At 72.4% G+C, this 25,567-nt stretch carries 26 protein-coding genes; 18 read left to right on the top strand and 8 right to left on the bottom strand.

Features of this window, described 5'->3' with window-relative positions; genetic code table 11:
* The first annotated feature begins 308 nt into the window (after positions 1-308).
* Both ACFYZL_RS32970 and ACFYZL_RS32965 read left to right on the top strand, forming a co-directional pair.
* Entirely contained in the window at positions 309-2,072 is a 1,764-nt protein-coding gene (locus ACFYZL_RS32970) for a S8 family serine peptidase (RefSeq protein WP_388684085.1), read from the top strand.
* Positions 2,073-2,309: 237 nt separating this feature from the next.
* Positions 2,310-5,087 carry an AAA family ATPase gene (locus ACFYZL_RS32965; RefSeq protein ID WP_388684082.1) on the top strand — a complete coding sequence of 926 codons (2,778 nt, stop codon included), beginning with the start codon at positions 2,310-2,312 and terminating at the stop codon, positions 5,085-5,087.
* 42 nt (positions 5,088-5,129) lie between these two features.
* Here ACFYZL_RS32965 and ACFYZL_RS32960 read toward each other — a convergent pair whose 3' ends face one another.
* Both ACFYZL_RS32960 and ACFYZL_RS32955 read right to left on the bottom strand, forming a co-directional pair.
* Entirely contained in the window at positions 5,130-5,540 is a 411-nt protein-coding gene (locus tag ACFYZL_RS32960) for a rodlin (protein WP_384746150.1), read from the bottom strand.
* A 153-nt stretch (positions 5,541-5,693) separates the two neighbouring features.
* Entirely contained in the window at positions 5,694-5,900 is a 207-nt protein-coding gene (locus ACFYZL_RS32955) for a DUF5302 domain-containing protein (protein WP_384746149.1), read from the bottom strand.
* Between the two features lie 236 nt (positions 5,901-6,136).
* Here ACFYZL_RS32955 and ACFYZL_RS32950 point away from each other — a divergent pair, with 236 nt between their 5' ends.
* Positions 6,137-7,498 carry an FAD-dependent oxidoreductase gene (locus ACFYZL_RS32950; RefSeq protein ID WP_384746148.1) on the top strand — a complete coding sequence of 454 codons (1,362 nt, stop codon included), beginning with the start codon at positions 6,137-6,139 and terminating at the stop codon, positions 7,496-7,498.
* Positions 7,499-7,658: 160 nt separating this feature from the next.
* Here the strand turns inward: ACFYZL_RS32950 and ACFYZL_RS32945 are convergent, their stop codons facing one another.
* Both ACFYZL_RS32945 and ACFYZL_RS32940 read right to left on the bottom strand, forming a co-directional pair.
* Positions 7,659-8,171, bottom strand: coding sequence for a DinB family protein (locus tag ACFYZL_RS32945; protein WP_384746147.1), 513 nt, complete (start codon positions 8,169-8,171; stop codon positions 7,659-7,661).
* 68 nt (positions 8,172-8,239) lie between these two features.
* Positions 8,240-9,748, bottom strand: a complete 1,509-nt coding sequence (locus ACFYZL_RS32940; protein WP_388684077.1) for an MFS transporter — start codon at positions 9,746-9,748, stop codon at positions 8,240-8,242.
* 138 nt (positions 9,749-9,886) lie between these two features.
* Between ACFYZL_RS32940 and ACFYZL_RS32935 the strand changes: the two genes are divergently transcribed.
* From ACFYZL_RS32935 to ACFYZL_RS32920, 4 genes are all read left to right on the top strand, one after another.
* The gene (locus tag ACFYZL_RS32935; protein ID WP_384746145.1) at positions 9,887-10,330 is read left to right on the top strand and encodes a MarR family winged helix-turn-helix transcriptional regulator; all 444 of its coding nucleotides are present in this window, start codon (positions 9,887-9,889) and stop codon (positions 10,328-10,330) included.
* Positions 10,331-10,346: 16 nt separating this feature from the next.
* A complete protein-coding gene (locus ACFYZL_RS32930; protein WP_388684073.1) occupies positions 10,347-10,718 on the top strand; it encodes a DUF4180 domain-containing protein in 372 nt (123 codons plus the stop codon).
* Entirely contained in the window at positions 10,715-11,293 is a 579-nt protein-coding gene (locus tag ACFYZL_RS32925) for a HutD family protein (RefSeq protein ID WP_384746143.1), read from the top strand. The genes ACFYZL_RS32930 and ACFYZL_RS32925 overlap by 4 nt, the downstream gene beginning before the upstream one ends.
* A gap of 111 nt (positions 11,294-11,404) precedes the next feature.
* Complete coding sequence (locus ACFYZL_RS32920; protein WP_384746142.1) at positions 11,405-12,070, top strand: DUF4360 domain-containing protein; 666 nt, start codon at positions 11,405-11,407, stop codon at positions 12,068-12,070.
* Positions 12,071-12,122: 52 nt separating this feature from the next.
* Here ACFYZL_RS32920 and ACFYZL_RS32915 read toward each other — a convergent pair whose 3' ends face one another.
* The 3 genes from ACFYZL_RS32915 to ACFYZL_RS32905 form a co-directional block, all read right to left on the bottom strand.
* Positions 12,123-13,157: a LacI family DNA-binding transcriptional regulator gene (locus ACFYZL_RS32915; protein ID WP_384746141.1), complete on the bottom strand. Its 1,035-nt coding sequence runs from the start codon at positions 13,155-13,157 to the stop codon at positions 12,123-12,125.
* A gap of 131 nt (positions 13,158-13,288) precedes the next feature.
* A complete protein-coding gene (locus ACFYZL_RS32910) occupies positions 13,289-14,710 on the bottom strand; it encodes a glycoside hydrolase family 16 protein (RefSeq protein ID WP_388684068.1) in 1,422 nt (473 codons plus the stop codon).
* A gap of 236 nt (positions 14,711-14,946) precedes the next feature.
* Complete coding sequence (locus ACFYZL_RS32905) at positions 14,947-15,174, bottom strand: hypothetical protein (RefSeq protein WP_384746139.1); 228 nt, start codon at positions 15,172-15,174, stop codon at positions 14,947-14,949.
* A gap of 281 nt (positions 15,175-15,455) precedes the next feature.
* Between ACFYZL_RS32905 and ACFYZL_RS32900 the strand changes: the two genes are divergently transcribed.
* Positions 15,456-15,734 carry an acyl-CoA carboxylase subunit epsilon gene (locus ACFYZL_RS32900; RefSeq protein WP_384746138.1) on the top strand — a complete coding sequence of 93 codons (279 nt, stop codon included), beginning with the start codon at positions 15,456-15,458 and terminating at the stop codon, positions 15,732-15,734.
* Between the two features lie 50 nt (positions 15,735-15,784).
* Here ACFYZL_RS32900 and ACFYZL_RS32895 read toward each other — a convergent pair whose 3' ends face one another.
* Positions 15,785-17,419 carry an FAD-dependent oxidoreductase gene (locus ACFYZL_RS32895; protein ID WP_388684064.1) on the bottom strand — a complete coding sequence of 545 codons (1,635 nt, stop codon included), beginning with the start codon at positions 17,417-17,419 and terminating at the stop codon, positions 15,785-15,787.
* A 277-nt stretch (positions 17,420-17,696) separates the two neighbouring features.
* Here ACFYZL_RS32895 and ACFYZL_RS32890 point away from each other — a divergent pair, with 277 nt between their 5' ends.
* From ACFYZL_RS32890 to ACFYZL_RS32845, 10 genes are all read left to right on the top strand, one after another.
* Positions 17,697-18,794 carry a SchA/CurD-like domain-containing protein gene (locus ACFYZL_RS32890; protein WP_384746136.1) on the top strand — a complete coding sequence of 366 codons (1,098 nt, stop codon included), beginning with the start codon at positions 17,697-17,699 and terminating at the stop codon, positions 18,792-18,794.
* Between the two features lie 83 nt (positions 18,795-18,877).
* Complete coding sequence (locus tag ACFYZL_RS32885; RefSeq protein ID WP_376656454.1) at positions 18,878-19,321, top strand: cupin domain-containing protein; 444 nt, start codon at positions 18,878-18,880, stop codon at positions 19,319-19,321.
* Positions 19,318-20,589 (top strand): beta-ketoacyl-[acyl-carrier-protein] synthase family protein, encoded by a 1,272-nt coding sequence (locus ACFYZL_RS32880; RefSeq protein ID WP_388684060.1) that lies wholly within the window; start codon positions 19,318-19,320, stop codon positions 20,587-20,589. The genes ACFYZL_RS32885 and ACFYZL_RS32880 overlap by 4 nt, the downstream gene beginning before the upstream one ends.
* A complete protein-coding gene (locus ACFYZL_RS32875; protein ID WP_384746134.1) occupies positions 20,586-21,827 on the top strand; it encodes a beta-ketoacyl synthase N-terminal-like domain-containing protein in 1,242 nt (413 codons plus the stop codon). Before ACFYZL_RS32880 ends, ACFYZL_RS32875 begins: the two co-directional genes overlap by 4 nt.
* Before the next feature lie 47 nt (positions 21,828-21,874).
* Positions 21,875-22,129 carry an acyl carrier protein gene (locus ACFYZL_RS32870; protein WP_384583524.1) on the top strand — a complete coding sequence of 85 codons (255 nt, stop codon included), beginning with the start codon at positions 21,875-21,877 and terminating at the stop codon, positions 22,127-22,129.
* 1 nt (position 22,130) lies between these two features.
* Complete coding sequence (locus ACFYZL_RS32865) at positions 22,131-22,613, top strand: SRPBCC family protein (protein ID WP_384746133.1); 483 nt, start codon at positions 22,131-22,133, stop codon at positions 22,611-22,613.
* A 52-nt stretch (positions 22,614-22,665) separates the two neighbouring features.
* On the top strand, positions 22,666-23,007 hold the full coding sequence (locus ACFYZL_RS32860; RefSeq protein ID WP_384746132.1) for a TcmI family type II polyketide cyclase: 342 nt from the start codon (positions 22,666-22,668) through the stop codon (positions 23,005-23,007).
* Between the two features lie 213 nt (positions 23,008-23,220).
* The gene (locus ACFYZL_RS32855; RefSeq protein WP_384746152.1) at positions 23,221-23,853 is read left to right on the top strand and encodes an NADPH-dependent FMN reductase; all 633 of its coding nucleotides are present in this window, start codon (positions 23,221-23,223) and stop codon (positions 23,851-23,853) included.
* Positions 23,854-23,915: 62 nt separating this feature from the next.
* The gene (locus ACFYZL_RS32850) at positions 23,916-24,833 is read left to right on the top strand and encodes a MurR/RpiR family transcriptional regulator (RefSeq protein WP_384583516.1); all 918 of its coding nucleotides are present in this window, start codon (positions 23,916-23,918) and stop codon (positions 24,831-24,833) included.
* A gap of 347 nt (positions 24,834-25,180) precedes the next feature.
* A complete protein-coding gene (locus ACFYZL_RS32845; protein WP_384583548.1) occupies positions 25,181-25,567 on the top strand; it encodes a hypothetical protein in 387 nt (128 codons plus the stop codon).

Genomic DNA, 25,567 nt, shown 5'->3' with positions numbered 1-25,567 from the left:
ATCGGCCCGTTGCCTACTGTCTGCCCATCGGCGATCTTCCCCCGGCCGGTCGGACCCCACGCCAACCCCACATGGCGTGAATCCGCGCCGCCCGGCGGACCGTCGGTACCGCCGTTGCCCTGCCCCGCCGTCGAGGCCGGAGCGACGTGGCGCGCGGTGGCGGCCGGGGCGAGTCGGACCAGCTCGCTCCCGGCCCCGCAGCCGCCGGTTCACCTCCCACATTGCACCGACCGGCCGCTCCGGCCTGCCCGGAACGGCCCGTGAAAGGGAACACTGTGCACGCATCCAGACGTCGTAGGCTCATATCCGTGGCGGCCATCTCCGTCACCCTGCTCGCCGGCACCGCCACCGCGTCCGTGGCCGTCGAGACCCCCGCCGGAGCCCCCGCCGCCGCCGCGGCCGGCACCGCGCCGGTGGAGAACCTCATCGTCGGATACAAGGCTTCGGCTTCCGAGGCCAGTTCCAACACGGCTGCCGCCGCCGACGCCACGGCCAAGGGGAAGAAGGCCGGCAAGAAGGCGAAGTTCGACCGTCGCCTCGGCACCGGCGCCGCTCTCGTGAACCTCGGCGGCACCGTCGCGCCCAAGGACGCCGCCGACGTGATGGCCCAGTTCCGCGCCGACCCGGACGTCGCGTACGTCGAGGTGGACTCCCGGGCCTACCCCCTGGCCGTCACCCCGAACGACACCGAGTACGCCAAGCAGTGGGACCTCTTCGAGCCCACCGCCGGCATGAACGTTCCCGCGGCCTGGGACAAGGCCACCGGCTCCGGCGTCACCGTCGCCGTGATCGACACCGGCTACGTGGCCCACTCGGACGTGGCCCCCAACATCGTCGCGGGCTACGACTTCATCACCAACTCCACCGCCGCCCGTGACGGCAACGGTCGCGACAACGACCCGTCCGACCAGGGCGACTGGAGCGCGGCCGGGGAGTGCGGCACCGGCTCCACGGCCAGCAACTCCTCCTGGCACGGCACCCACGTCGCGGGCACCATCGCGGCCGCCACGAACAACTCCAAGGGCGTCGCGGGCATCGCGTACGGCGCGAAGATCCAGCCCGTCCGCGTGCTCGGCAAGTGCGGTGGCGCGACCTCGGACATCGTCGACGCCATCACCTGGGCCTCCGGCGGCAGCGTCGCGGGCATCCCGGCCAACGCCACCCCGGCCAAGGTCATCAACATGAGCCTCGGCGGCTCCGGCGCCTGCAGCTCGACCTACCAGAACGCCATCAACGCGGCCATCGCCCGCGGTACGACCGTCGTCGTCGCCGCCGGCAACAGCAACGCGGACGCGGCCAACTTCTCGCCGGCCAGCTGCAACAACGTGATCAACGTCGCCTCCACCAACCGGACCGGCGACCGCTCGTTCTACTCCAACTACGGCGCCATCATCGACATCGCCGCCCCGGGCGGTGAGACCCGCCGCGGCACCGACACGCCCGGCACCGTCACCACCCCCGAGAACGGCATCCTCTCGACGCTGAACGCCGGCACCACCACCCCGGGCGCCGAGATCTACAAGCCGTACCAGGGCACCAGCATGGCCGCCCCGCACATCGCGGGCCTCGTCGCCCTCATGAAGTCGGCGAACCCCGCGCTGACCCCGGCGCAGATCGAGACCGCCATCAAGGACAACGCCCGCCCGCTGGCCGGCACCTGCACCGGCGGCTGCGGCGCCGGCCTCGCCGACGCGGCCAAGACCGTCTCCGCGGTGACCTCGATCCCGCCCACCACGGGCTTCGAGAACACCATGGACTACACGATCGCCGACAACGCCACCGTGGAGAGCCCGATCACCGTCAGCGGTGTCGCCGGCAACGCCCCGGCCACGCTCAAGGTCGGCGTGAACATCCTCCACACCTACATCGGTGACCTCAAGGTCGACCTGGTCGCCCCCGACGGCAGCGTCTACAACCTGCACAACCGGGCCGGCGGCAGCACCGACAACATCAACCAGGTCTACACCGTGAACGCCTCCTCCGAGGTCGCCAACGGCACCTGGAAGCTCCGGGTCAACGACAACGCCGCCGGTGACACCGGCAAGATCGACTCCTGGAACCTCGGCTTCTGACCGAGCCCGGACCGCCCTTCGCGCCGAGCCCCCCAACTCGGCCTGACGGGGCGATAGTACGGACCAACGAACCCGTCGGACCCGCCGATACTCCTCGTATCGGCGGGTCCGACGGTTTTTCCCGTCAGCCGACTGAATTCTGCGTCACAATCGGGGCCCGCCCGCCCTGTGACCTCGTATTGTCGCCTCTCACAGGAACGGCACAGGAACTGGGGACCGAGAGGCTGGTGGCGGTGCGTGGTGGCGGCGGGGCACGCTGACACAAGTGTCGGACACGTTGAACTCATCAAGGCCGTCGACCGTGCGCTGACCACGCACGGCCGGGCGCTCGTCACGGGACCCGCCGGCGCGGGCAAGACGGAACTGGTGCGCGCCGTCGCGGCCGCGGCCCAGGCGCGCCGCGAGACGGTGCTGCGACTGGCTCCCGAAGCGGGCGACCAGCGGATACCCGAGGCCTCCGCAGCGGCCCTGCTCGCCTCCGTGCCGGGGGCCGGGCTCGAACAGCTCGCCGGGCCGCAGCGCACCGCCATCGCCCTGCTGTGCCGCGAGGCGGAAGCCCCGCGGGTCGGCCGCGACCACGTCGCCCTGCGCCTCGCCGTCGTCGAGGTGCTGCGCACGCTCGCCGCCCGCCACCCGGTCCTGCTCGTCCTGGACAACGCCCAGTGGATGGACGCCGAGAGCACCGACCTGCTCCGCTTCGCGCTGCGCCTCACCCCACCCGGCGTCCGGGTCCTCGTCGCCGAACAGCCCCGCAACGGCGCCCCCGTCGGCGAACCGCTCTGCGGCCCGGACACCCCCGCGATCCGGATCCCGCCGCTCGGCGCCGACGAGGTCGCCGAACTCCTCGTCCGCCACGGCCTGCCCGCCCGCCTCGCCGGCCGCATCCACCAGGCCAGCGGCGGCAACCCGCGCCTCGCCCTCGCCCTCGGCCACTCCTTCGCCGAAACCGCCGGGGCCCGCGACGGCGGCGCCCACCACGCCGACGCCCTGCCCGTCTCCGGGCAGGCCCGGGAGGTGGCCCGCAGACTGCTCGCCGGAGCCCCCGCCGAGGCCCGCCGCACCCTGCTCCTGGCCGCCCTCGCCGCCCGTCCCACCACCGCCCTGCTGCGCCGGGCCGGACGCCCCGACGCCGAGGCGGAGCTGGCCGCGGCGGAACGGGCCGCACTGGTGAGGGTCGGAGAGGACGGCAGCGTCGAGTTCACCGCCGGCGCCCTGCCCACCGCGCTCGCCGCGGACGCCGGCTGGCCCGAACGCGCCGCCGGGCACGCGGCCCTGGCCGACGCCGTCGACGACCCCGTCCAGGCCGTGCGTCACCGCGCGCTCGCCGTGGACGCCCCCGACCAGTGGCTCGCCGCCGAGATCACCGAGGCCGCGGACGTCTGCCGCCGCCTCGGCCGGCGGGCCCTCGCGGCCGAACTGGGCCTGCTCGCCGCCGAACGCACCCCGTCCTGCCTGGCCGGCGAGGAACTCGCCCGTCTCGTCGCCGCCGCCGAGGACGCGGGCTGGGCCGGCCGCGCCGACCTCGCCCACCGCGCCACCCGGGCCGTACTCGCCCGCGACGCCTCGCCCGCCGACCGGGTCCGCGCCCGGCTCGCGGTGATAGACGCCGCCGGACAGGCCCTCGGCACCCTCGACGAGACCTTCGCGTACGCCATGGCCGACGCCGCCGGCGACCCCTCGCTCCAGGCCGCCGTCCAACTGCGCATGGCCTGGAAGCACAACCTCAGCGACGGCGACCCCGTCCGCTCCCGCGACGCCGCTGCCCGGGCCGGAGCCCTCGCCGCGCTCGGCGGAGACCAGGTCGCCGAGGCCATGGCCCTGACGGTCCGGGCCCGCATGGGCCGGATCCTCGGCGACCCGGGCGCCGAGGCGATCCTCGCCGAGGCCCTCGCGCTGCCCGCCCCCGAAGTCCCGCTCGGCATGCGCAACGCGCCCCAGTACCTCGCCGTACGGCACGCCCTGTTCGACGACAGCCTCGACGACGCCCGCAGCCGGCTGATGGTCCTGCTCCCGGCGGTCCAGGCCACGGGATCCGCCGAGGACGTCTTCGAGGTGCTGCGCAGCCTCGCCGAGGTGGAACTGCGCGGCGGCCGCTGCGGGGCCGCGTCCCTGCGTGCCCGCCAGGCCCTCGAACTGACCATAGAGGCGGGTCTCTCGCCCGGCCCCGCCTGGTACCTCGCCGCGACGGCGGAGGCCGGAGGCGGTAGTTTCGCGAGGGCCGCCGGCTACGCCCGCCGCGGCATCCAGGCCTCGCGGGAGGAACGGGACCAGGTCTTCCTCTCCCGCAGCCTCCACGCGCTGGGCCTCGTCGAACTGGCCACGGGGGAAGCGGCGAAGGCCGTCGCCACCCTGCGGCAGGTCGAGGAACTGGAAGCCGCACAGAAGGTGGCCGACCCCTCGATCCTGCGCTGGCACGGGGAGCTCGCCGAGGCCCTGGTCGCCGCCGACGCCCCCGCGGAGGCGGCCCGGCTGGCGGACCGCGTGCGCACCGTCGCCGTCGGCCTCGGCCGGGGCGGTGTCGTCGCCGCCCTCGACCGGGCGCGCGGCCTGTGCCTGTCCGCGCAGGGCGAGGCCGACGCGGCCGTCCACCTGCTGGAGACCACCGCGCAGCGGTTCGACGCCCTCGGACTGCCGCTGGAGCGCGGCCGGACGCTCCTGGCCCTCGCCCGGGTCGAGCGGCGCCGTCGTCGCCGCGCACCCGCCCGGGCCGCGCTGATGGCGGCGGCCGAGGTGTTCGGCAGGGCCGGGGCCACCCCGTGGGCGGAGCTCGCCGGTGACCCCGCCGGCGGCGAGGGGACCCGTACGGAATCGGCGTCGGCCCCGGCCCTCACCGAGGCGGAGGCCCGGCTCGCGCTGCTCGTCAGCCAGGGGGCCAGCAACCAGGAGGCCGCGGCGAAGCTGTTCGTCAGCGTCAAGACGGTGGAGGCGCGGCTGACCCGCATCTACCAGAAGCTCGACGTGCGTTCCCGGGCCCAGCTGGCCACGGCGCTGACCAAACGGAACGCGCCGGCGTAGCGGGTGCCACGCCGGCGCGTCGCCGGTGTCGGACCGAGAGGGTCAGCTGCCGGCGGAGAGGTTGCCGGACAGCACCGGGATGTTGCTGAGGATGTGCGAGGCCGTCTCGTCGCCCTTGGCCTGGGTGGAGTTCTCGGCGCACTGCTGGTTCTGCGGGTTGGACGCGATCGGGATGTCCTGGACGCCCACGTTGACGAGCGCGAGGACGGACTGGGCGTTGATCTTGGCCGGGAGGCCGACGCAGAGCTTGTTGAGGGAGCCCTGGACCAGGCTCGCCTGCGGGCTCATCGCGCCCTGGGTCTCCTGGTTGCCGTAGACCTGCGAGGCACCGTTGCCGTTGACGGTGTTGACGCCGTTGTCGTTGCCGATCGCCATCGCCGGGGTGGCTACGGCGGCACCGGCACCCAGGACGGAGGCGGTGACCGCGGCGGATGCCATGAGCTTCTTGAACATGTCGGGGATCCTTCTGTCGCACTGTCGCATGAGATAGCTGCCCTCGGCGGGACAGGCTGATCAACTGCTGACGGCGCCAGGGGTTATCCCCCATCACCCGGGTGGCCCATTCGGCACACCGGACCACCCGGCGTGGGCTCCTGCGTTCCGGGCTCAGCCGGTCTTGCGGCGCACCTTCTTGTTCTTGCCCCCTCCGCCACTGCCGGCACCCTGGACCTTCGCGCGGTGCTGGTGCGACTGCTGGGACCGGGCATTCGCCGCGTTGCGGTCCAGGGCCTCCCGGAACTTGCGCTTGGCCGCTTCCGCCGGGGATTCGTCCGCCGGGGATTCGTCCGACGGGGTCTGGGTCTCGTCTGCCATGTGTCCTCCTGGAGTGATCAAGCGAATTCAGTCTGTCAGCCGGAGTTCGCGCTGACCAGCGAGTTCACGGGGGAGGGCCGTCTCGTGGCAGGTCGACAGCGCCCCAAAGGGGCGCTTGTAGTGGCCATAAGGTTCGATTATGGGGGCATAAGTCGACACCGAGTGCCAGGTAAGGCTGTCCTTCGTTTAGGGTTCAGCATGATCCACCGTGCTGTCGCTCGAAGGGAACCATTGCCATGCCTCGCCCTCTGCGAGTAGCGATCGTCGGTGCCGGACCCGCCGGCATATATGCCGCCGACGCCCTGCTGAAGTCCGAGACCGCCGCCGAACCGGGCGTGTCGATCGACCTCTTCGAGCGGATGCCCGCACCGTTCGGCCTGATCCGTTACGGGGTCGCGCCGGACCACCCCCGCATCAAGGGCATCATCACGGCCCTGCACCAGGTGCTCGACAAGCCCCAGGTCCGGCTCTTCGGGAACGTCGACTACCCGAACGACATCGGCCTCGACGAGCTGCGGTCCTTCTACGACGCGGTGATCTTCTCCACGGGAGCCACCGCCGACCGCGCGCTCCCCATCCCGGGCGTCGACCTCGACGGCTCCTACGGCGCCGCCGACTTCGTCTCCTGGTACGACGGCCACCCCGACGTCCCGCGCACCTGGCCGCTGGAGGCCGAGAAGGTCGCCGTGCTCGGCGTGGGCAACGTCGCCCTCGACGTCGCGCGCATCCTCGCCAAGACGGCCGACGAACTGCTGCCGACCGAGATCCCGGCCAACGTGTACGACGGCCTCAAGGCGAACAAGGCCCTCGAGGTGCACGTCTTCGGCCGCCGCGGTCCGGCCCAGGCCAAGTTCAGCCCGATGGAGCTGCGCGAGCTGGACCACTCGCCGAACATCGAGGTCATCGTCAACCCCGAGGACATCGACTACGACGAGGGCTCGATCGCCGAGCGCCGCAAGAACAAGCAGACCGACATGGTCGCCAAGACCCTGGAGAACTGGGCGATCCGCGATGTCGGCGAGCGCCCGCACAAGCTGTACCTGCACTTCTTCGAGTCGCCCACCGAGGTGCTCGGCGAGGACGGCAAGGTCGTGGGTCTGCGCACCGAGCGCACCGAGCTCGACGGCACGGGCAACGTCAAGGGCACCGGCCGGTTCACCGACTGGGACGTCCAGTCGGTCTACCGGGCCGTGGGCTACCTCTCCGACGAGCTGCCGAAGCTCCCCTGGGACGCCGAGTCGGGCACCGTCCCGGACGAGGGCGGCCGCGTGATGGAGTCCGGAAGCCACCTGCCGTCGACGTACGTGACCGGCTGGATCCGGCGCGGTCCGATCGGCCTGATCGGCCACACCAAGGGCGATGCGAACGAGACCGTCGCCAACCTGCTGGCCGACCACGCGGAGGGGCGCCTGAGCGTCCCGGAAGCGCCGGAGCCGGAGGCCGTCGAGGCCTTCCTCGCCGAGCGGAGCGTGCGGTACACGACCTGGGACGGCTGGTACAAGCTGGACGCCGCCGAGAAGGCGCTGGGCGAGCCGCAGGGCCGTGAGCGAGTGAAGATCGTCGAGCGCGAGGCCATGCTCGACGCGAGCGGCGCGTAACGCTGCGGAGGGCCGGTGCTCGTACGGAGCACCGGCCCTCGTGCGTGGGGGGCGGGGCCCGGCGATCCGGTGCGACGCCGTTCCCGGGGCTCCGCCCCCGGACCCCCGCGCCTCGGACGCCGGCGGGGCCGGCTTTCGCTCCCCGTGCCCCGTCCACGGCTCAGCCGCGGCGCTCCAGCAGGCCCCGTACGAAGGCGGCCTGGCCCGCGTGCTGCCAGTCGTCGCCCAGCACGCTCACCAGGCGGACGCCCAGGGTGACCGGCGGGTCCCAGCGCTCGTCCACCACCCGCTCCAGATCCGCGGCGGTGAGGCTCCGGACGAACCGGACGGTCTGTTCGTGCACCGCGTCGTGATAGCCGAGGAGCAGCTCGCCCGAGTCGACCCGTACCTCGGCGACCTGGCGGGCGGTGTGCCCGTACCCGGTCGAGTCCGCGGGCAGGGGGAGGGCGAACCGGGCGGCCCAGTCCCGGGACTGCCAGACCTGCTCCAGGTCCGCCGCGTCGGCGATGTGGTCGTCCTGGATCCGGGTCAGGTGCCAGACCAGCCAGGTGATCGAGTTCGCCGCCGGATCGACCCGGGCGTTGAGCGATCGCGCCGGAAGCCCGCCCACGACCTCGTGGACGAGCTCCCGGATGCGTCCGAACCCGTCGGTGATGACCTCCGTAGCCTTCATGCACCCACCATGCGGGGCGGGGCCTCCGTCCCGCCGTGTGCGACACGCGGCGGGACGGAGGCGGTGGCTCAGGCGGTGGCTCCGGCCTTCTCCGGCTCGGCCGCGCGGGCCTCGGCGGGCGCGGGGACCGACCCGGTCGCCACCGTGCCCCGGTTGCCGCGCAGACCGAGCCAGGCGATCAGCGCGACCAGGGCGAAGGCCACGGCCCCGATCGCGAAGGTGAGGGTGAAGCCGGACTCGGCGGGCAGCGGGGGCACACCGGCGGGCAGGTGCTCGATGGTCTTCGACGCCAGGATCGTGGTGACGATCGCGCTGCCGATGGCGCTGCCCGTCGAGCGGGAGATCGAATTGATGCCGTTGGCGATGCCGCTCTGGTGGTGCGGGACGCTCGCCATGATCACGGCGGGCATGGCGGCGTAGCCGAAGCTCACGGCCGCGCCCACGACCAGACCGGCGCCGATCACCGAGGCGGTGTGGCCGTGGTCGAGCGCCAGCCAGCCGAACCCGGCGGCGCCGAGCACGGCGGCGAGGCCCAGTGCCACGCGCGGACCGCGGTGGCGGACCAGCCGGCCGCCGAGGGGCGAGGCGAGCAGGGAGACGATCGCGCCGGGCAGCAGGAACTCGACGGACGCGCGGAGGATCGACGCGCCGAAGCCGTAGCCGGTGAGCTTCTCGGGCATCTGGACGAGGTACGAGACGCCCAGGAAGTTCGCGAACATGCCGAACCCGACGAGGATGCCGGCCAGGTTGGCCATCAGCACCGGGCGGTGGACGAACATCCGCATGTCGACCAGGGGCTCGCGGACCTTGAGCTCCGTCAGGACCCAGACGGCGGCCATGACGGCGGCGCCGGCGAAGCTGCCCAGCGTACGGCCGGAGGTCCAGCCCCACTCGTGGCCCTGGGAGATCGGCAGCAGGAGCAGCAGCAGCGTGATGCCGAGGGTCAGCGCGCCGAGGAAGTCGGTGCGCCCGCCCGTCTTGTGGCGGGTCGCCGGGACCAGGAAGAGCACGGCGAGCAGGGCGATGACCGCGAAGCCGGTCGCCATCCAGAAGGCGTTGCGATAGTCGGCGTCGGAGCCGGAGGTCAGCAGGCCGGTGGCGACGAGCGCGAGACCGCTGCCGAACGCGAGCGTGCCGCTGACCAGCGCCATCGCGCCGGGCAGCTTCTGCGGCCGGACCTCTTCGCGCAGCACGGACAGCGCCAGCGGGAAGATCGCGGTGGCGGCGCCCTGGAGCACCCGGCCCAGGATCAGCAGCGGCAGCGAGGACGCCAGCGCGGCGATCACGGAGCCGGCGACCATGACGGCGAGCACGGCCACCAGGGTCGGCTTCTTGCCGTGCTGGTCGCCGAAGCGGCCCAGGAGCGGGGTGAACACGGCCGCCGAGAGCAGGGTGGCGGTGGTGACCCAGCTCACGCCGGCGGTCGAGGCGCCGAGGTCGGAGCGGATGAGGCCCAGGATCGGGACCGGCAGGGTCTGCATCATCGACACGACCATGGCGGCCAGGCTCAGGGCGAAGACGATGACCGTCTCGTTCCTGTGCCCGGCGGCCGGGGCGGCGGGGGAGGGGGTGCTCATGGCGGGCGGGTCCTTCTCGGGAGCTTCAGGGTGCAGATGTTTGATGTGTTCAAGTAACTCGACCGAAGGTAGACCTCAATAGTTCAGGTGGTCAAGTAAACAATTGATAATGTGAAGCATCCTGAGTACGCTCCAGGCATGAGCGACACCGCCGCCCCGCACGCCCCCGCCAAGCTCCAGCTGCTGGAACTGCTCGCCGCCATCGGCACCGCCCAGTGGCGCGACTTCGCGGCCGCCGCCGCCCGCCACGGCCTCACCTCCACCCAGGCCCGGGTCCTCGCCCAGCTCGACGGCCCCGTACCCATGCGCGGCCTGGCCGCGCTGCTGGTGTGCGACGCGTCGAACGTGACCGGCATCGTCGACCGTCTGGAGGCCCGCGAGCTGGTGCGCCGCGAGCCCGCCCCCACCGACCGTCGCGTGAAGAACGTGGTGGCCACCGACGCGGGCCGCGAGGTCATCCGACGCGTACGGGAGGAGATGCAGGCGACGCACGGCGCGCTGGACACCCTCGACGAGACCGAGAGCGCGACCCTCTACGCCCTGCTGGAACGGCTGCGACCCACCATGGAGAAGCACGCCTGAAGTAGCCTCGACTCCCATGAGTACTCTGCGGACGATCAACGACGTACCGGTGCTGATGTGCGAGGCCGAGGGCGAGCCCCTCACGGGTGAACGCGAGGCCCTGGACCACATAGGGAACGCGGGGTACCAGGGCGCCGAGTGGGTCGTCATCCCCGTCGGGCGCTTCGACGAGTCCTTCTTCCGGTTGAGCACCCGGGTCGCCGGCGCGATCATCCAGAAGTTCGTCCAGTACCGCATGGGGATCGTCGTCCTCGGCGACATCTCCCGCCACACCGAGGCCAGTTCTGCGCTGCGCGACTTCGTCCGCGAGTGCAACCGCGGCACCCAGACCTGGTTCGTCGCCGACGACGACGAGCTGCGCGAGCGGCTCGCCGGGGCGCGGGCGTGAGGAGCGGCGCCCAGATCCGGATCCTGCGCGCGGCCGGTCGCGCCGCCGCCGTCTGGAAGAACGGCGGGGGAGTCACCCGGGAGATCGCAGCCTTCCCCGAGGGCGCGGACATGGACGACTTCCTCTGGCGGGCGAGCCTCGCCGAAGTCGCCGCGGACGGCCCGTTCTCGGCCTTCCCCGGGATCGACCGCACCCTCACCCTGGCCGCAGGCGCGGGGATGGACCTCGTGGTCGGGGGAGAACGGCGCCTCGTGGACGAGCGGTTCGCTCCGCAGGACTTCCCCGGGGACGAGCCGACCGACTGCCGGCTCCTGTCCGGCCCCGTCGTCAACTTCAACGTGATGTACCGCCGGGGGGCCGTGGCGGCGGAGACCGCCGTCGTACGGGGCCGGCTCTCGCGCACCGTCGTGTCGGACGAGACCGTGCTGGTGGTCGCCCTGGAAGGGGCCGCCACCGTCCGGGTGGGGCGCGCCCCGGAGCTCGCGCTGGCACCGTACGACGCGGTCCTGGTGACGGGCGACTTCCTCGACTACATGGAGATCTCCGGGCGCGCGGCGCTGGTCTGCTTCCGGTAGCGGCGGCGGGGGCGACACGGCGTCACCCCTTGCGGCCATAGAGGTGAGAGAGGGCCGTCCGTCGACCGCGCCGAGCCTCCGAGCCCGCCGCGGAGCGCTATCCATGTCGACGTGATCAAGTCGCTCCGTACCGGATTCACCGCAGCCGCCGTGACCGCAGCTCTCGTCACGCTCAGCCCCTCCGCCGGCGCCTCGGCCTCGGCCCCCGCCGGCCTGGCCCCCTCCGACAAGGTGACCGTCGACGTCGCCACCGTGAACGGATCGGGCTGCCGGCCGGGCAGCGCCACCGTCGCGGTGGCGCCGGACAACTCGGCCTTCACCGTCACCTACAGCGAGTACGTGGCCCAGGCGGGCGGGGGCATCTCCGCCGTCGAGGGCCGCAAGAACTGCCTCCTGTCCCTGATCGTGCACGTCCCGCAGGGCTTCACCTACGCCGTGGCCCAGGTCGACTACCGGGGCTTCGGGAGCCTCCAACCGGGCGCGGTCGGCACGCAGAAGGCCTCCTACTACTTCCAGGGCATGAGCCAGACCGCCCAGCGCAGCCACAGGTTCCCGGGCGCGCTCGACGACAACTGGCAGGCGACCGACACCACGGGCATCGAGGCCCTGGTCTTCGCGCCCTGCGGGGAACAGCGCAACTTCAACATCAACACCGAGCTGCGCGCCGAGGTGGGCACCTCCGACCCGTCGAAGATCAGCTTCATGGCCCTCGACTCGACGGACGGCAGCATCAACAGCAAGTACCACTTCTCCTGGAAGCAGTGCCCGAAGCGCTGACCCGACCCGGACGACTCATACCCAACCAACGGTAAATCTCCGACTCGGGTCACTAGGCGGACGCGCGCCGCACCAGGGACGTGGCGGTGACCACGGATCTGGGCGCGGCGGGCTCCCCTCCCACGGTGTCCAGGAGCATCCGCGCCATCAGGCGCCCCATGCCCTCGACGTCCTGACGTACCGTCGTCAGCGGCGGGTCGCAGCTCTCCGCCACCGGTTCGGCGTCGTCGAAGCCGACGACCGCCACCTGCGCCGGAACCTCCATCCCGCGCTCCCTCAGCACCCGCAGCGCACCCGTCGCCATGAGGTCGTTCGCCGCGAACACCGCGTCGACGTCCGGACGGCGGTCGAGCAGTCCGGCCATCGCGCGGGCCCCGCCCGCCACGGTGAAGTCGCCCTCGGCGACCAGCGCGTCGTCGGCGGCCGGCAGCACGTCCCGGTAGCCGCTCAGCCGGTCGGCGGCCGACGTCTGGTCGAGCGGGCCGGAGATGTGCGCGATGTGCCGCCGCCCTTGCGCGACCAGGAACCGTACGGCCTCCCGGGCGCCCCCGCGGTTGTCCGCGTCCACGAACGCCACGCCCCCGGGTTCCGAGGAGCCGCCGGTCCAGCCCGGCCGGCCGCCGTAGACCGTGGGCAGGCCGATCCGGCGGGTGATCCCGGGCAGCGGGTCGTCGGTGTGCAGGGAGAAGGCGAGTGCCCCGTCGACGTGCCCGCCGGCCAGATAGCGCTCGATCCGCTCGTAGTCCCCCCGGTCCTCCACCAGCAGCAGCACCAGCTGCGCGTCGTGCGCGGTCAGTTCCTTCGCGATGCCGCGCAGCTGCCGGGAGAAGAAGGGGTCGGAGAAGATCCGGGTCTCCGGCTCGGCGATGATCACCGCCACGGCGCCGGTGCGCCGGGTGACCAGCGTGCGGGCCGCGGGGTTGGGCACGTAGCCCAGGTCCCGGACGGCCTCGCGCACCTTGTCCACCAGGTGCGCGCGGACCCCGTCGCCGCCGTTGACGACGCGGGAGACGGTCGCCCGCGACACCCCGGCGCGGGTCGCCACCGCCTCCAGGGTGGGTCGGCTGCCGGGACGCTGTTCGTGCATCGGCGCTCCTCCTGGGTGTCCGCGGGCGGGGTCGCCGCGCCGGGCAGCAGGTTAGCCCGTACCGCCCGGAGGCCGGGGGCGCTCCGGAGGTACGGGCCGTCCGCGGTTCGGACCTGTCCGGTCCGGGCCGGTCAGTGGCCGAAGTCGAACCAGTTCACGTTCACGTAGTCGGATCCCTGGCCGCTGGTGAAGGTCAGGTAGACGTCGTGGGTGCCGGTGACGCCGACGATGTTCGCGGGGACCGTCCGCCAGCTCTGCCAGCCCCCGGTGTTCGCCACGGAGAAGCTGCCGACCGGGGCGCTCGTACGGCTGTCCAGCCGGACCTCGACGAGCCCGCTGACCCCGCCGGCCGCGCCGGAGGCCACCCGCCCGTGGAACTGCCGCGCGGGCGTGGACCCGAAGTCGACGCCCCGGTACAGGGCCCAGTCGCCGTTGCCGAGGGCGGCGAGGTTCTGTCCGCCGCCGGTGTCCGAGGTGGTCTCCTTGGCCGCGCCCGCCTGGTCGTCGTACGACTCGGCCTGGATGGCGGCGTACGCGTCGCGGTTGCCCGCCGGAGGTGTGGTGGGCGGAGGTGTGGTGGGCGGGGGAGTCGTGGATCCGGTGCCCGTCGACCGGAGCACGGACACGTAGTCGACCACCATGGGGTGACCGGGCTCGGTGCCGGCGTCGGGCCCGCCGCCGAAGGCGTCGGGGAAACCGCCGCCCATGGCGACGTTCAGGATGACGAAGTAGCCGTGGTTCGTGGCATTGGTCCAGGTGGCCGAGTCCACCTGGTTCGCGCGCACCGTGTGGAAGTTCACCCCGTCGACGTAGAAGCGCATCTCCTCGACGGCCGTCGACCTGTCCCACTCCACCGCGTACGTGTGGAACCCGCTCTGGCAGCTGGATCCCGGGCAGGCGCGTTGGCCGCCGATGCCGGTCGTCTCGTTGCAGGGGCCGCCCGGACTCGTGCCGCAGTGCATGGTCGCCCAGACCTTGTCGATGCCCTGGACGTTCTCCAGGATGTCGAGCTCGCCGATGCCCGGCCAGTTCCACCAGTTCCCGCGGTACGGGGCGCCGAGCATCCAGAAGGCCGGCCAGTAGCCCTTGGCAGCCGGGCCCGTCACGTTCGGCATCTGTATGCGGGCCTCCGTGCGGAGCTTGCCGCCCGGCGCCGGCGCGAAGTCGGACCGTCGGGTCTCGACGCGTCCGGAGGTCCAGTTGCCCGCGGCGTCCCTCCTCGGGGTGATCCGCAGGTTGCCCGTCCCGTCGAGGGAGACGTTGGCGGGGTCGGCGGTCATCGTCTCGACCTCGCCGGTGCCGAAGGCCGCGGGGCCGCCGGGGTAGCTCGTCCCGGTGGTGTACTGCCAGTCGGCGGTGTTCACGCCGGAGCCCGCGGGCCCGTTGAACTCGTCCAGGAACACCTGGGTCCAGCCGGCCGGGGTGGGGGGAGCCGCGGCGCCGGCGGGCAGGGTCGCGGCGGCCGCGGCCGCCAGGACCACGGCGATCGTGCCGAGCGCGGTCGAAGCGGCCCGCCGCACGGGCGGCCGCTTCCTACGGGGTGTCTCTCGCATGGGTGCCCTCTCTGAAGCGCCGTGCGGCGCGGTGCGGGGGGAAGAGCCAGGGAGTTCGCCGTTCGCAGGCGCCGTGAAAGCCACGTGAGAGCGCTCTCAGGCGCGCGCCGCTGGACACTGTGCTCCCCACCCGTTCGGGCGTCAAGAGATGGAACCGGGAAAGGGCCTGCGGGGCGGAGCGGTTCATAGGTCGAACGCTCGGCCGTCACCCGTCAGGCCCAATCCGCGGGAGGAGTTCAGTAGGCCGGGCCCAGGACCTCCTGCGCACCCGGGAGTTCGTGGACGGAGGACGCCGTTCCCGTGAGCGGCAGCAGGGAGGAGAGCGGGCACACCACGGGCATCTCGTGGTCCACCTCCCACTCGCCGACCGTGCCGCGGCCGCCGCGGCCCGCCCGGTCGGTGGTCCAGACGGCGTACAGCTGACCGGCGCAGCCCCGGCAGAACAGGAGCTGGTGGCCGCTCACGGAACCTCCCCGTGCTCCGTGCCCGGCGCCTGCGCCGGAGCGGGGGCAGGTCGGGGCGGCCGCTTCTCCCGAGTGCCGGGCGGGCCGGCCGCTTGTAGCGTCGGTCGCGTCAGGAGTCCCGGTGAACCGACAGGACTCCCCAGGCCGGTTCGCATCCGCGGAACCAACCCCGCCGGTGCACCGAGCCGCACGCGTGCAGCCCGCGCCGGCGCCGAGCAGGTCCGCCCCTCGCGACCCGACGACCGGGCGCACGCGCAGCCCCCGTGAGAGAGGCCGTGCCGATGACGAACGACGCCCCGATAGCGCCGAGCACCCCGAGCACCCCGATCGCCCCGGAGCCGAGCTTCCTCCGCATCGAGAAGGGCTCCGCCGGTCCCGAGGAACTGGCCGCCATCGCCCTCGTGGTCGCCTGCTGCGCGCGGCGTACCTCCGTCGACGCCGTCGGCGCCGCGGGCCGGGACCGGTCCGGGAACGCGGCGCGGCGCGCCGGGCACCGCCCGGGGCTCCGTCCCGCCCGGTCGAACACCGGCTGCTGGGCGGGCTGCTGGGCCTGCGGCTGAACCCCGCCCGCCGACCGCGCGCACGGCCGGCGGGAGGGAGAGCGAGGTGGTCACGCCCGGCGCAGCACCGTCGAGAGGGCGCCCCGCAGCGCCGCCCGGTGATCCGGCACGGCGCCCTCCGAGCGCCACGCCACGAACCCGTCCGGACGTACGAGCACGGCTCCCTCGGCGCTCATCCCGTGGACCTCCGCCCAGTCGGCGCCGCCCTGCGGGACCAGGTCCGCGTCGGGCCCGGAACCGATGGCGTAGGCGTCCAGCCGCACCGAGAGCTCCGCGGCCACCTGTTCGGCCGCCGCCCGCCACGGCGTGCCCGTGCCGCTGAGCAGCACGAACGAGCGCTCGTACAGGTCCAGCGAGGAGACGCGCTCACCGGACAGGGACAGCCACATGTGCGGGGCCCGGGTGCCGGTGTCGCCCTTCAGCCGCAGGGCGTCGGGGATGATCGGCCGGTCGGTGTCGCCGCCGACGACGGCTCCCCGCGGGTAGCAGTAGCCCATCGCCGTGGTCAGCACCCCGCTGCCCGGCCCGCCGCCCATCGTGGGCGGCGGGGCGTATCCCGGGTGGCTGTGCTCCGCCGAGCGGGCCGAGGCGCGCTCGCTCGTGGCCCTGGCCACCGGGAGCCGCTCGGCCTCGTACGTGTCGAGCAACTCCATCCCGGCCGAGCCGTCCAGCACCGCCGCGATCTTCCAGGCCAGGTTGTGCGCGTCCTGGATGCCGGTGTTCGAGCCGAACGCGCCCGTGGGGGACATCTCGTGGGCCGCGTCGCCCGCGAGGAACACCCGGCCGACGGAATACTGCTCCGCCACTCGTTCGGCGGCGTGCCACGGTGCCTTTCCGCCGATCACCACGTCGAGGTCGGGCACGCCGATCGCCGCCCGGATCTGCTCCACGCACCGTTCGTCGGTGAAGTCCTCCAGCGTCTCGCCGTCCTCCGGGTGCCAGGGGGCGTGGAAGACCCACTGGGTGCCGTTGTCCACCGGCAGCAGCGCCCCGTCGGCACCCGGACGCATCAAGTAGCAGACGATGAACCGCAGATCGCCCAGCACCTCGGGGAGCCGCCGCGAGCGGAAGGTCACGCTCACGTTGTGGAACAGTTCGCCGCCACCCGTCTGGGGGATGCGCAGCTGCTCCCGTACGGGGCTGCGCGGACCGTCCGCGGCGATCAGGAAGTCCGCGCGCACGGTGGTGTGCTCGCCGGTCTCCCGGTCCTTCACCACGGCGGTCACCCCCGTCGCGTCCTGGTCGAAGTTCATCAGCTCGGTGGAGAAGCGGATGTCACCGCACATCGCCCCGCTCTGCGCCGCCAGCACCGGCTCGATGTTGTTCTGGCTGCACAGGCACCACCCGGTCGGGCTGAACCGGCTCAGCTGGCCGGACGGATCGATCTCCTTGATCAGCCAGTTGTGCTGCTCGCTGTCGATCAGCGAGGTGGCCTGCAGAATGCCCTGGTTGCCCTCCAGTACGGACGCCGCCCGGCGGATCGCGTGCTCGGCCCCCGCCGTTCGGAACAGCTCCATGGTGCGGGCGTTGATGCCCCTCCCGCGCGGGTGCAGGGACGTACCGGAGTGCTTCTCGACCAGCAGGTGACGTACTCCGTGGCGGCTCAGGAAAAGCGACGTGGACAGGCCCACGAGGGAGCCGCCCACGACGAGAACCGGTACGCGAACATCGGCTTTGTCTTCCATCAGCTGCGGGCTCCTGTTTTCTGTGTGGGGGAGTGGAGTCTTTATGCCACCGATCGAACTCCAGGCCCGGTTGATTCGCCGGTTGTCACCCGCTTGATCCGGACATGTAGCGGTACGCCCTCACCCGGACGACGATGAGCGACAGCGGCGCCCCCGACAGACGCGCCCGGCCTGCCGTTCCCGACCGAGGCGGCCGCCGGCCCGGGTGGACGCCACCGGTGACGGACGAGGGGTCCGTACGCGATGGATCTCCACCCCCTCATGAAGGAGTGAGTAGATGACAACCACCTTGTCCGAACGGGTGTCGCAGTCAGCCTTCGACGGCTCCATGCTCCGGGTCGTCCTGCTGATGGACCTCCACGAGGGCCGCCAGCAGGAGTTCTTCGAGGCGTACGAGCGGCTCCGCCACGACATCGCGTCGGTCCCGGGGCACATCAGCGACCAGCTGTGCCAGTCCTTCGAGGACCCCTCCCAATGGCTCATCACCAGCGAGTGGGAGAGCGCCCCGCAGTACCTCGCCTGGGTCAACAGCGAGCACCACGCCGAACAGGTGAAGCCGCTGGGAGCCTGTGCCCGCGCCATGCGCCCGCTCAAGTTCACCGTCCTGCGCGAGACGGGCCGCGGCTACGACCAGGCCTCCCGCCCGGCCGGAGCCCGCCTCCAGCCCGTGCCCCGACTCGGCGCCGGCATCGTGCGCCACGCCCTCACCTTCACCGTCAAGCCGGGCAGCGAGAAGGAGGTCGCCGCGATCCTCTCCAGCTACGCCTCCCCGGCGGCCCGCGTCGACGACCACACCCGCCTGTGCCGCACCTCGCTCTTCATGCACGGCAACCGGGTCGTACGGACCGTGGAGGTCCAGGGCGACCTGATGGCGGCCCTGCGGCACGTCTCGGAACAGCCCGAGGTGCGCGCCGTCGAGGAGGCCATCAACCCCTACCTCGAAGTGGACCGGGACCTCGGCGACCACGAGTCCGCCCGCATGTTCTTCATGCGCGCGGCCCTCCCCGCGGTCCACCACATCGCCGCCGAGGCACCGGACTCCGCCGACGTGACCCGCCACGCGCTCTTCTACCCGGCCAAGCCCGGCTGCGGAACCGCGCTCGCCGAATTCCTGGCCCGGCAGGACGAGGAAGCCGCGCACCTCCCCGCGCACCCCGTTCGGAGCAGCAGCATCTTCCAGCGCGACGACATCGTCGTCCGGCTGATCGACGTCGACGGCCCGTTCGACGAGGAGCGGGTGGCGGCCGTCGGCGCCCGGGACCCGCGCAAGGCGGCTGTGCTCGACCGCCTGATGGACGCACCCGGCGGGCGCTCCGGCCCCGCGCGGCACACCATGAACCTGATCACCGACCGCCGGGCGCCCGAGCGGTCCTGACCCACCGTCCCCCCCCGCCGGGACCATCCGTCCCCACCCCCACATCCCCGTCCAGGCACCCCACACGCCAGGAGGAACCCGTCATGACCAGACAGCGCCCACGCATCGTGGACCTCGGCGAGACGCCGCCCAACCGCAGGCGCGGAGGCGACCTGAGGGCCGTGCTCACCCCGACCTCGGTGGGCTCCACCAGCGGCTTCATGGGCATGGCGATCATGGCGCCCGGGGAGTCCATCGCCGAGCACTACCACCCGTACTCCGAGGAGTTCGTGTACGTGGTCGCCGGCCGGCTGGAGGTGGACCTCGACGGTGAGGCCCATCCGCTGCGCACCGACCAGGGCCTGCTCGTCCCGCTCAACGTGCGCCACCGGTTCCGCAACATCGGCGACACCGAGGCCCGGATGGTCTTCCACCTCGGCCCGCTCGCCCCGCGTCCGGAACTCGGTCACGTCGACACCGAGGAGGCACCGCACCCGGAGGGCACCGCCTGGGAGCAGCCTCCGGACCGCACGGGAGTGGTCTCGTGACCCGCCGCCGGGTGGCGGTGACGGGGGTCGGCGTCGTCGCCCCCGGCGGGATCGGGGTCTCGGCCTTCTGGGACCTGCTCGCCAACGGTCGTACGGCGACCCGGGGCATCACCCTCTTCGACCCGGAGGGGTTCCGCTCCCGGATAGCCGCCGAGGTCGACTTCGACCCCGCCGCGCACGGCCTCACCGAGGAGGACGCCGCCAGGGCGGACCGCTACATCCAGTTCGCCCTGGTCGCCGCCCGCGAGGCCCTGCGGGACTCCGGACTCGACCTCACCGCGGACGACGCCTGGCGCACCGGGGTCTCCCTCGGCACCGCCGTCGGAGGCACCACCCGCCTGGAGCACGACTACGTGGCCGTGAGCCAGTCCGGTGCCTGGTGGGACGTCGACCACAAGCTCGCCGGAGCCCACCTGCACCGGGCGTTCACGCCCGCCACCCTCGCCTCCGCCGTCGCGGAGCAGACGGGGGCGCGCGGCCCGGTGCAGACCGTCTCCACGGGATGCACCTCCGGACTCGACGCCATCGGGTACGCCGTGCACTCCATCGCGGAGGGCCGGATGGACGCCTGCATCGCGGGCGCCTCCGACTCGCCCATATCGCCGATCACCGTGGCCTGCTTCGACGCCATCAAGGCGACCTCGCCGAACAACGACGACCCGGCCCACGCCTCCCGCCCGTTCGACGCGGACCGCGACGGGTTCGTCCTCGGCGAGGGCGGAGCGGTCCTCGTGCTCGAGGAGATGGAACACGCCCGCGCCCGCGGTGCGACCGTCTACTGCGAGATCGGCGGCTACGCCACCTTCGGCAACGCCCACCACATGACCGGGCTGACCGCGGAGGGCCTGGAGATGGCCAGGGCCATCGAGACCGCCCTGGCCCAGGCCCGGGTCGGCGCCGAGGAGATCGACTACGTCAACGCGCACGGCTCCGGGACCAAGCAGAACGACCGGCACGAAACGGCGGCGGTCAAGCGGGTGCTGGGCGACCACGCCTACAAGACGCCGATGACCTCCATCAAATCCATGGTGGGCCACTCCCTCGGCGCCATCGGCGCGATCGAACTCGCCGCCTGCGTCCTCGCGATGAACCACCAGGTGGTCCCGCCGACCGCCAACTACGAGACGCCCGACCCCGAGTGCGACCTGGACTACGTCCCCCGCACCGCCCGCGCACGCACCCTGCGCAACGTCCTGTCCGTCGGCAGCGGCTTCGGCGGGTTCCAGTCCGCCGTCGTCATGTCCCGGCCGAAGGAAGAGGTGTCATGACCAGCAGTCGTACGGTCATCACGGGCATCGGGGTCGTCGCGCCCAACGGCATCGGCGCCGACGCCTTCTGGAAGGCGACCCAGTCCGGCACCAGCGTGCTGGACCGGGTCACCAGGGCCGGGTGCGAGCACCTGCCGCTGCGCGTGGCCGGCGAGGTCCGGGGCTTCGACCCCGGCAGCCTGGTCGAGGACCGCTTCCTCGTCCAGACCGACCGCTTCACCCACCACGCGCTCGCCGCGGCCGACCTCGCCCTGGAGGACGCCCGCCTCGGCCGCGCCGACTACGAGGGCGACCCGTACTCCATCGGGGTCGTCACCGCCGCCGGCTCCGGCGGCGGCGAGTTCGGGCAGCGCGAGCTCCAGCACCTCTGGGAGCAGGGGCCGCGCTACGTGGGCCCGTACCAGTCGATCGCCTGGTTCTACGCCGCGAGCACCGGCCAGATCTCCATCCGGCGGGGCCTCAAGGGCCCCTGCGGGGTCGTGGCCAGCGACGAGGCGGGCGGACTGGACGCCTTCGCCCACGCCGTCCGGGCCATCCGCCAGGGCAGCCGGGCCATGCTCGTCGGAGCCACCGAGGCGCCGCTCGCGCCGTACTCCATCGTCTGCCAGCTGCAGTACGAGGGGCTGAGCACCCAGGACGACCCCGAGCGTGCCTACCGGCCGTTCACCGCCAAGGCCTGCGGGTACGTCCCCGCAGAGGGCGGTGCGATGTTCGTCGTCGAGGACGAGGAGGCCGCCCGGCGCCGCGGAGCCACCGCGCGCGCCGTACTCGCCGGCCACGCCGCCACCTTCAGCGGCACCCTGCGGCCGGAGGAATCCGGCGAGGGCCTCGCCCACGCGATCCGCGGGGCACTGCGGGAGGCCGGCTGCGCCCCCGAGGAGATCGACGTGGTCTTCGCGGACGCGCTCGGCACCCCGGAGGCCGACGCCGCCGAGGCCGCGGCCATCACCGCCGCCCTCGGCGCGCACGGACGCAAAGTGGCGGTCACGGCGCCCAAGTCCGGTACGGGACGGGCCTACTGCGCGGCGCCCGCCCTCGACACGGCCGCCGCGGTCCTGGCACTGGAGCACGGAGTGGTCCCGCCGACCCCGAACGTCTTCGACGTGTGCCACGACCTCGACGTGGTGACCGGCAGCGCCCGCCCCGCGGAGCTGCGCACCGCGCTCGTGCTCAGCCGGGGCCGGATGGGCTCGAACTCCGCCCTCGTGCTGCGCAAGGGCTCCTCGGCGCCCCAGTAGTCCGGAGGGACTCGCGCAGTCCCCTTCCAGGAAGAGAGAAAGCGACCATGTCCGACCGACTGACCCTGGAGGAGCTGGCGGCCCTGATGAAGACCGCCGGCATCACCGTCGACCCCTCCGAGATGGCGAACCGTCGCGATTCCGCCTTCGACGACTTCGGCCTCGACTCGCTGGGCCTGCTCGGCATCGTCGGCGAGCTGGAGAACCGGCGCGGACGGGCGCTGCCCACGGACGCCGACCGCTGCAAGACCCCCGGGGAATTCCTCGACCTCGTCAACAACAGCCTGATGACAGGAGCATGAGATGGCAGGACACACCGAGAACGAGATCCACGTCGACGCGCCCGTCGACCTCGTGTGGGAGGTGACCAACGACCTTCCGAACTGGCCGAAGCTGTTCAGCGAGTACGCCTCCCTCGACATCCTCGAACAGGAGGGGGACACCACCCGCTTCCGGCTCACCATGCACCCCGACGAGAACGGCACGGTGTGGAGCTGGGTCTCGGAGCGGACCGTCGACCGCAAGGGCCTCCAGGTCAAGGCGCGGCGCGTGGAGACCGGCCCGTTCGCCCACATGGACATCCACTGGCAGTACTCCGAAGTCCCGGGCGGCGGCACGCGGATGAAGTGGACCCAGGACTTCGCGATGAAGCCGACGGCCCCGGTCGACGACGCGTGGATGACCGACAACATCAACAAGAACTCCAAGATCCAGATGGCGCTGATCCGGGACAAGATCGAGGAGCGCGAGCGCGCGAGCCGCGACTCCGTCAGCAGCCGTCGGTAGGCACGAGCAGGAACGAGCACGAACGAGTAGGAAACGAAAGGCGCACACCCGGATGCACACCAAGCACCGCGCTCTCATCGTCGCCCGCATGGCGCCGGGATCGGCTCCCGACATCGCCGGCCTGTTCGCGGACTCCGACGCCGGCGAGCTCCCGCACCTGGTCGGGGTCACCCACCGCAGCCTGTTCCAGTTCGGTGACGTGTACCTCCACCTGATCGAGTCGGACCGGCCCCCCGGCCCGGAGATCGCGAAGGTCACCGAGCACCCCGAGTTCCGGCAGCTCAGCGACCGGCTCACCGCCTACGTCAGCGCGCACGACCCGGATACCTGGCGCAGTCCTAAGGACGCGATGGCCCACGAGTTCTACCGCTGGGAGAACCCCCGCGCCAAGTGACCCGGCGGCCCGGACGGGACCCGCACACCAGCGTGTGCGGGTCCCGCCGCGCTTGCCCCACCGCCCCGCAGGAAGACCGTGAGACCGGAAGACCGGAAGACCGGAAGGCAGGAGACGGCGATGACCCCGAACGGCAGCGGCGACGACCACGGCAAGGACCACTTCCCGGCGGATCCGGCCCGTCCGCACGACGGCGACCACGGCCGGGGCTCGCTGCGCGTGCTCGTCCTGTCCGCTTCCTCCCGCACCGGCTCGGTCAACGCCCGGCTCGCGGCGCTCGTGGCCGCCCGGATCGGTCGGGCCGGGGCGGTCGCCGACCCCGCCGCGCTCGGCGACTTCCCCATGCCGCCCTACGACGGTGACGCGGAGGCGGACGAGGGGCTGCCGCCGGGCGCGCTGGCCCTGTGCGCGCGGATCGAGGCCGCGCAGGCGCTGGTCATCGCCTCGCCGGAGTACAACGCCTCCGTGCCGGGCGTACTGAAGAACGCCATCGACTGGGTCTCGCGCTACCGCCCGCAGCCCTTCAAGGACAAGCAGGCCCTGCTGGTCTCCGCCTCGCCCTCTATGGTCGGCGGCAACCGCGGGCTCTGGGCCCTGCGGGTACCGCTGGAACACCTCGGCGCCCGCGTGTACCCCGACATGTTCAGCCTCGCGGGCGCCCACCACGCCTTCGAGGACGACGGCTCCCTCGCCGACCTGGGGCTCGCCGAGCGGCTCGGCGCCACCATCGGCTCCTTCCTCGACCTCGTCGAGGCCGACACCCGCTACCTGTGCCTGCAGCGCCGCTGGTACGAGTTCCTGGGCGACCGCACGGACGCCCCGGTGACCGCCAGGGCCCAGGATTGATCTTCGTGGCACGGCCGGTGAGCTATGTTTGAGCGCGAGTGTGGTGAGAAGGAGGCCCTCCCGTGTCATCGGGGCAGCAGGCACGCGCGCAGGCAGCGGCGATCAAGCCGAGCAGCCAGTCGTCCGAGGAGGTCCGACCCCCGGCCGACCGGGTCCTCGCGCTGTTCGACGGCCGTCGACTCTCACCCGGCCAGCGCCGCATCGCGCAGTACCTGATCGACCACCTCACCGAGGCGGCGTTCCTCTCCATCACCGAGCTCGCCGAACGGGTGGGCGTCAGCCAGCCGTCGGTGACCCGCTTCGCGGTCTCCCTGGGCTTCAGCGGCTACCCGGCCCTGCGTGACGTGCTCCAGCCGATCGCGCTGAGCGCGGTCGCCGGAGCCCCCGACATCCGTGAGCAGATCCGCCGCAACGAGTTGCAGGCGGCCGTCGACGCGGAGATCGACAACCTGGAGAACGTACGCCGGCTGCTCGCCGACACCAACCAGGTGCTCGACATCGGCCGCGATCTGGCGGCCTCGGTGCCCCTGACCGTCCTCGGCCTGCGCATCTCGGTCTCGTTGGCGGAGTACTTCGCGTACGCGGCCCGGCGCATCCACCCCGACGTACGCCTGGTGACCCGCGGCGGCAGCGTCGCCTTCGACGCCCTGCTCCAGTCCAGGGAGGCCGGCGGCACCTGGGTGCTCGCCTTCGCCATGCCGCGGCACGCCAAGGAGACCCTGGCGGCACTCCGCTCCGCCCGCAGCACGGGGCTGCGCGTCGTGCTGATCACGGACCCCACGGTGGGGCCGATGGTGGACGAGGCGGACGTGGTGCTGACCGCGGGCACCGGCTCGCGCCTGGTGTTCGACTCCTACGCGGCCCCCGGGATGCTCTCCGCGGCCCTGCTGCAGTCGATGGCCGACGCCGACCCGGAGCGCACCCAGGCCCGGCTGGAGCAGTACGAGCACGCCGCGGAGCAGCACCACTTCTTCCTGTAGGCCTGCGCGGCCCTGCCGGAACCTCGCCTTCCCCCGCTCGAAACGGCTTGGACCTGGACATATACATGGCGCGAGGTGCATGAAATTTTTCATACCCTTGCTTACTCGACGGTATATATGTTTACTGACGACGGCGCTCCGGATCCACCACGATGCCAAGGAAGACCCTCCCCAGGTCCTCCTGAACGGGCGGCCGGCACGACGAACCTCCTCACGTCGGGCCGGGTGCCGAGTCCAGGCTTTCGGATCCCGCAGAGCGCCCATGGCGGCCTCGGTCAACCCCTGGGCCGAGGCCGCCCCCAAGCAACGTCTCGATCAGAGTTCGACACCACTCGGAAGTGACGAGAATGCCCCAGACCGCGACCCTCACGCGCAGCCCGGACTGGCCCCTCCAGGTCAAGGCCCCCGGGACCCACGACTGGGAACGCAGCGCCACGCGCTGGCTGCGGGACCTCCTCCCGGCCCGCTACGGCAGCTATCTGACCCTGACCCGCCATCACGCGCTCCTGGCCCGGCACGTCCAGCTCCAGTTGCAGCACGAGATGCGCGCGGTGCGCGTGGCCATGCAGACCAGCCGGGCCGAACTGCCGATGATGGGCATGGCCGAATCGGTCATAGAGAACACGATCCGCATGTACGCGGTGGAACTCGAACAGCTGGGCCGTCTGGCCCGCGGTGCCCGGCTCGTCAGCGACGCGCTCCTCGTCGGGACGCCCGCCCAGCGCAGGCGCTGA

The organism is Streptomyces sp. NPDC001717 (assembly GCF_042892775.1).
GTDB lineage: Bacteria > Actinomycetota > Actinomycetes > Streptomycetales > Streptomycetaceae > Streptomyces.
The sequence above is the reverse complement of the archived record's forward strand: the minus strand, read 5'-3'. Positions and strand labels throughout refer to the sequence as shown.

Excerpts from the sequence above, each read along its gene's own strand:
- ACFYZL_RS32960 (WP_384746150.1), bottom strand. The coding sequence starts at position 5,540 with ATGTTCAAGAAGCTCATGGCATCCGCCGCGGTCACCGCCTCCGTCCTG.
- ACFYZL_RS32955 (WP_384746149.1), bottom strand. The coding sequence starts at position 5,900 with ATGGCAGACGAGACCCAGACCCCGTCGGACGAATCCCCGGCGGACGAA.
- ACFYZL_RS32950 (WP_384746148.1), top strand. The coding sequence starts at position 6,137 with ATGCCTCGCCCTCTGCGAGTAGCGATCGTCGGTGCCGGACCCGCCGGC.
- ACFYZL_RS32945 (WP_384746147.1), bottom strand. The coding sequence starts at position 8,171 with ATGAAGGCTACGGAGGTCATCACCGACGGGTTCGGACGCATCCGGGAG.
- ACFYZL_RS32940 (WP_388684077.1), bottom strand. The coding sequence starts at position 9,748 with ATGAGCACCCCCTCCCCCGCCGCCCCGGCCGCCGGGCACAGGAACGAG.
- ACFYZL_RS32935 (WP_384746145.1), top strand. The coding sequence starts at position 9,887 with ATGAGCGACACCGCCGCCCCGCACGCCCCCGCCAAGCTCCAGCTGCTG.
- ACFYZL_RS32930 (WP_388684073.1), top strand. The coding sequence starts at position 10,347 with ATGAGTACTCTGCGGACGATCAACGACGTACCGGTGCTGATGTGCGAG.
- ACFYZL_RS32915 (WP_384746141.1), bottom strand. The coding sequence starts at position 13,157 with ATGCACGAACAGCGTCCCGGCAGCCGACCCACCCTGGAGGCGGTGGCG.
- ACFYZL_RS32910 (WP_388684068.1), bottom strand. The coding sequence starts at position 14,710 with ATGCGAGAGACACCCCGTAGGAAGCGGCCGCCCGTGCGGCGGGCCGCT.
- ACFYZL_RS32900 (WP_384746138.1), top strand. The coding sequence starts at position 15,456 with ATGACGAACGACGCCCCGATAGCGCCGAGCACCCCGAGCACCCCGATC.
- ACFYZL_RS32895 (WP_388684064.1), bottom strand. The coding sequence starts at position 17,419 with ATGGAAGACAAAGCCGATGTTCGCGTACCGGTTCTCGTCGTGGGCGGC.
- ACFYZL_RS32890 (WP_384746136.1), top strand. The coding sequence starts at position 17,697 with ATGACAACCACCTTGTCCGAACGGGTGTCGCAGTCAGCCTTCGACGGC.
- ACFYZL_RS32885 (WP_376656454.1), top strand. The coding sequence starts at position 18,878 with ATGACCAGACAGCGCCCACGCATCGTGGACCTCGGCGAGACGCCGCCC.
- ACFYZL_RS32875 (WP_384746134.1), top strand. The coding sequence starts at position 20,586 with ATGACCAGCAGTCGTACGGTCATCACGGGCATCGGGGTCGTCGCGCCC.
- ACFYZL_RS32870 (WP_384583524.1), top strand. The coding sequence starts at position 21,875 with ATGTCCGACCGACTGACCCTGGAGGAGCTGGCGGCCCTGATGAAGACC.
- ACFYZL_RS32865 (WP_384746133.1), top strand. The coding sequence starts at position 22,131 with ATGGCAGGACACACCGAGAACGAGATCCACGTCGACGCGCCCGTCGAC.
- ACFYZL_RS32860 (WP_384746132.1), top strand. The coding sequence starts at position 22,666 with ATGCACACCAAGCACCGCGCTCTCATCGTCGCCCGCATGGCGCCGGGA.
- ACFYZL_RS32845 (WP_384583548.1), top strand. The coding sequence starts at position 25,181 with ATGCCCCAGACCGCGACCCTCACGCGCAGCCCGGACTGGCCCCTCCAG.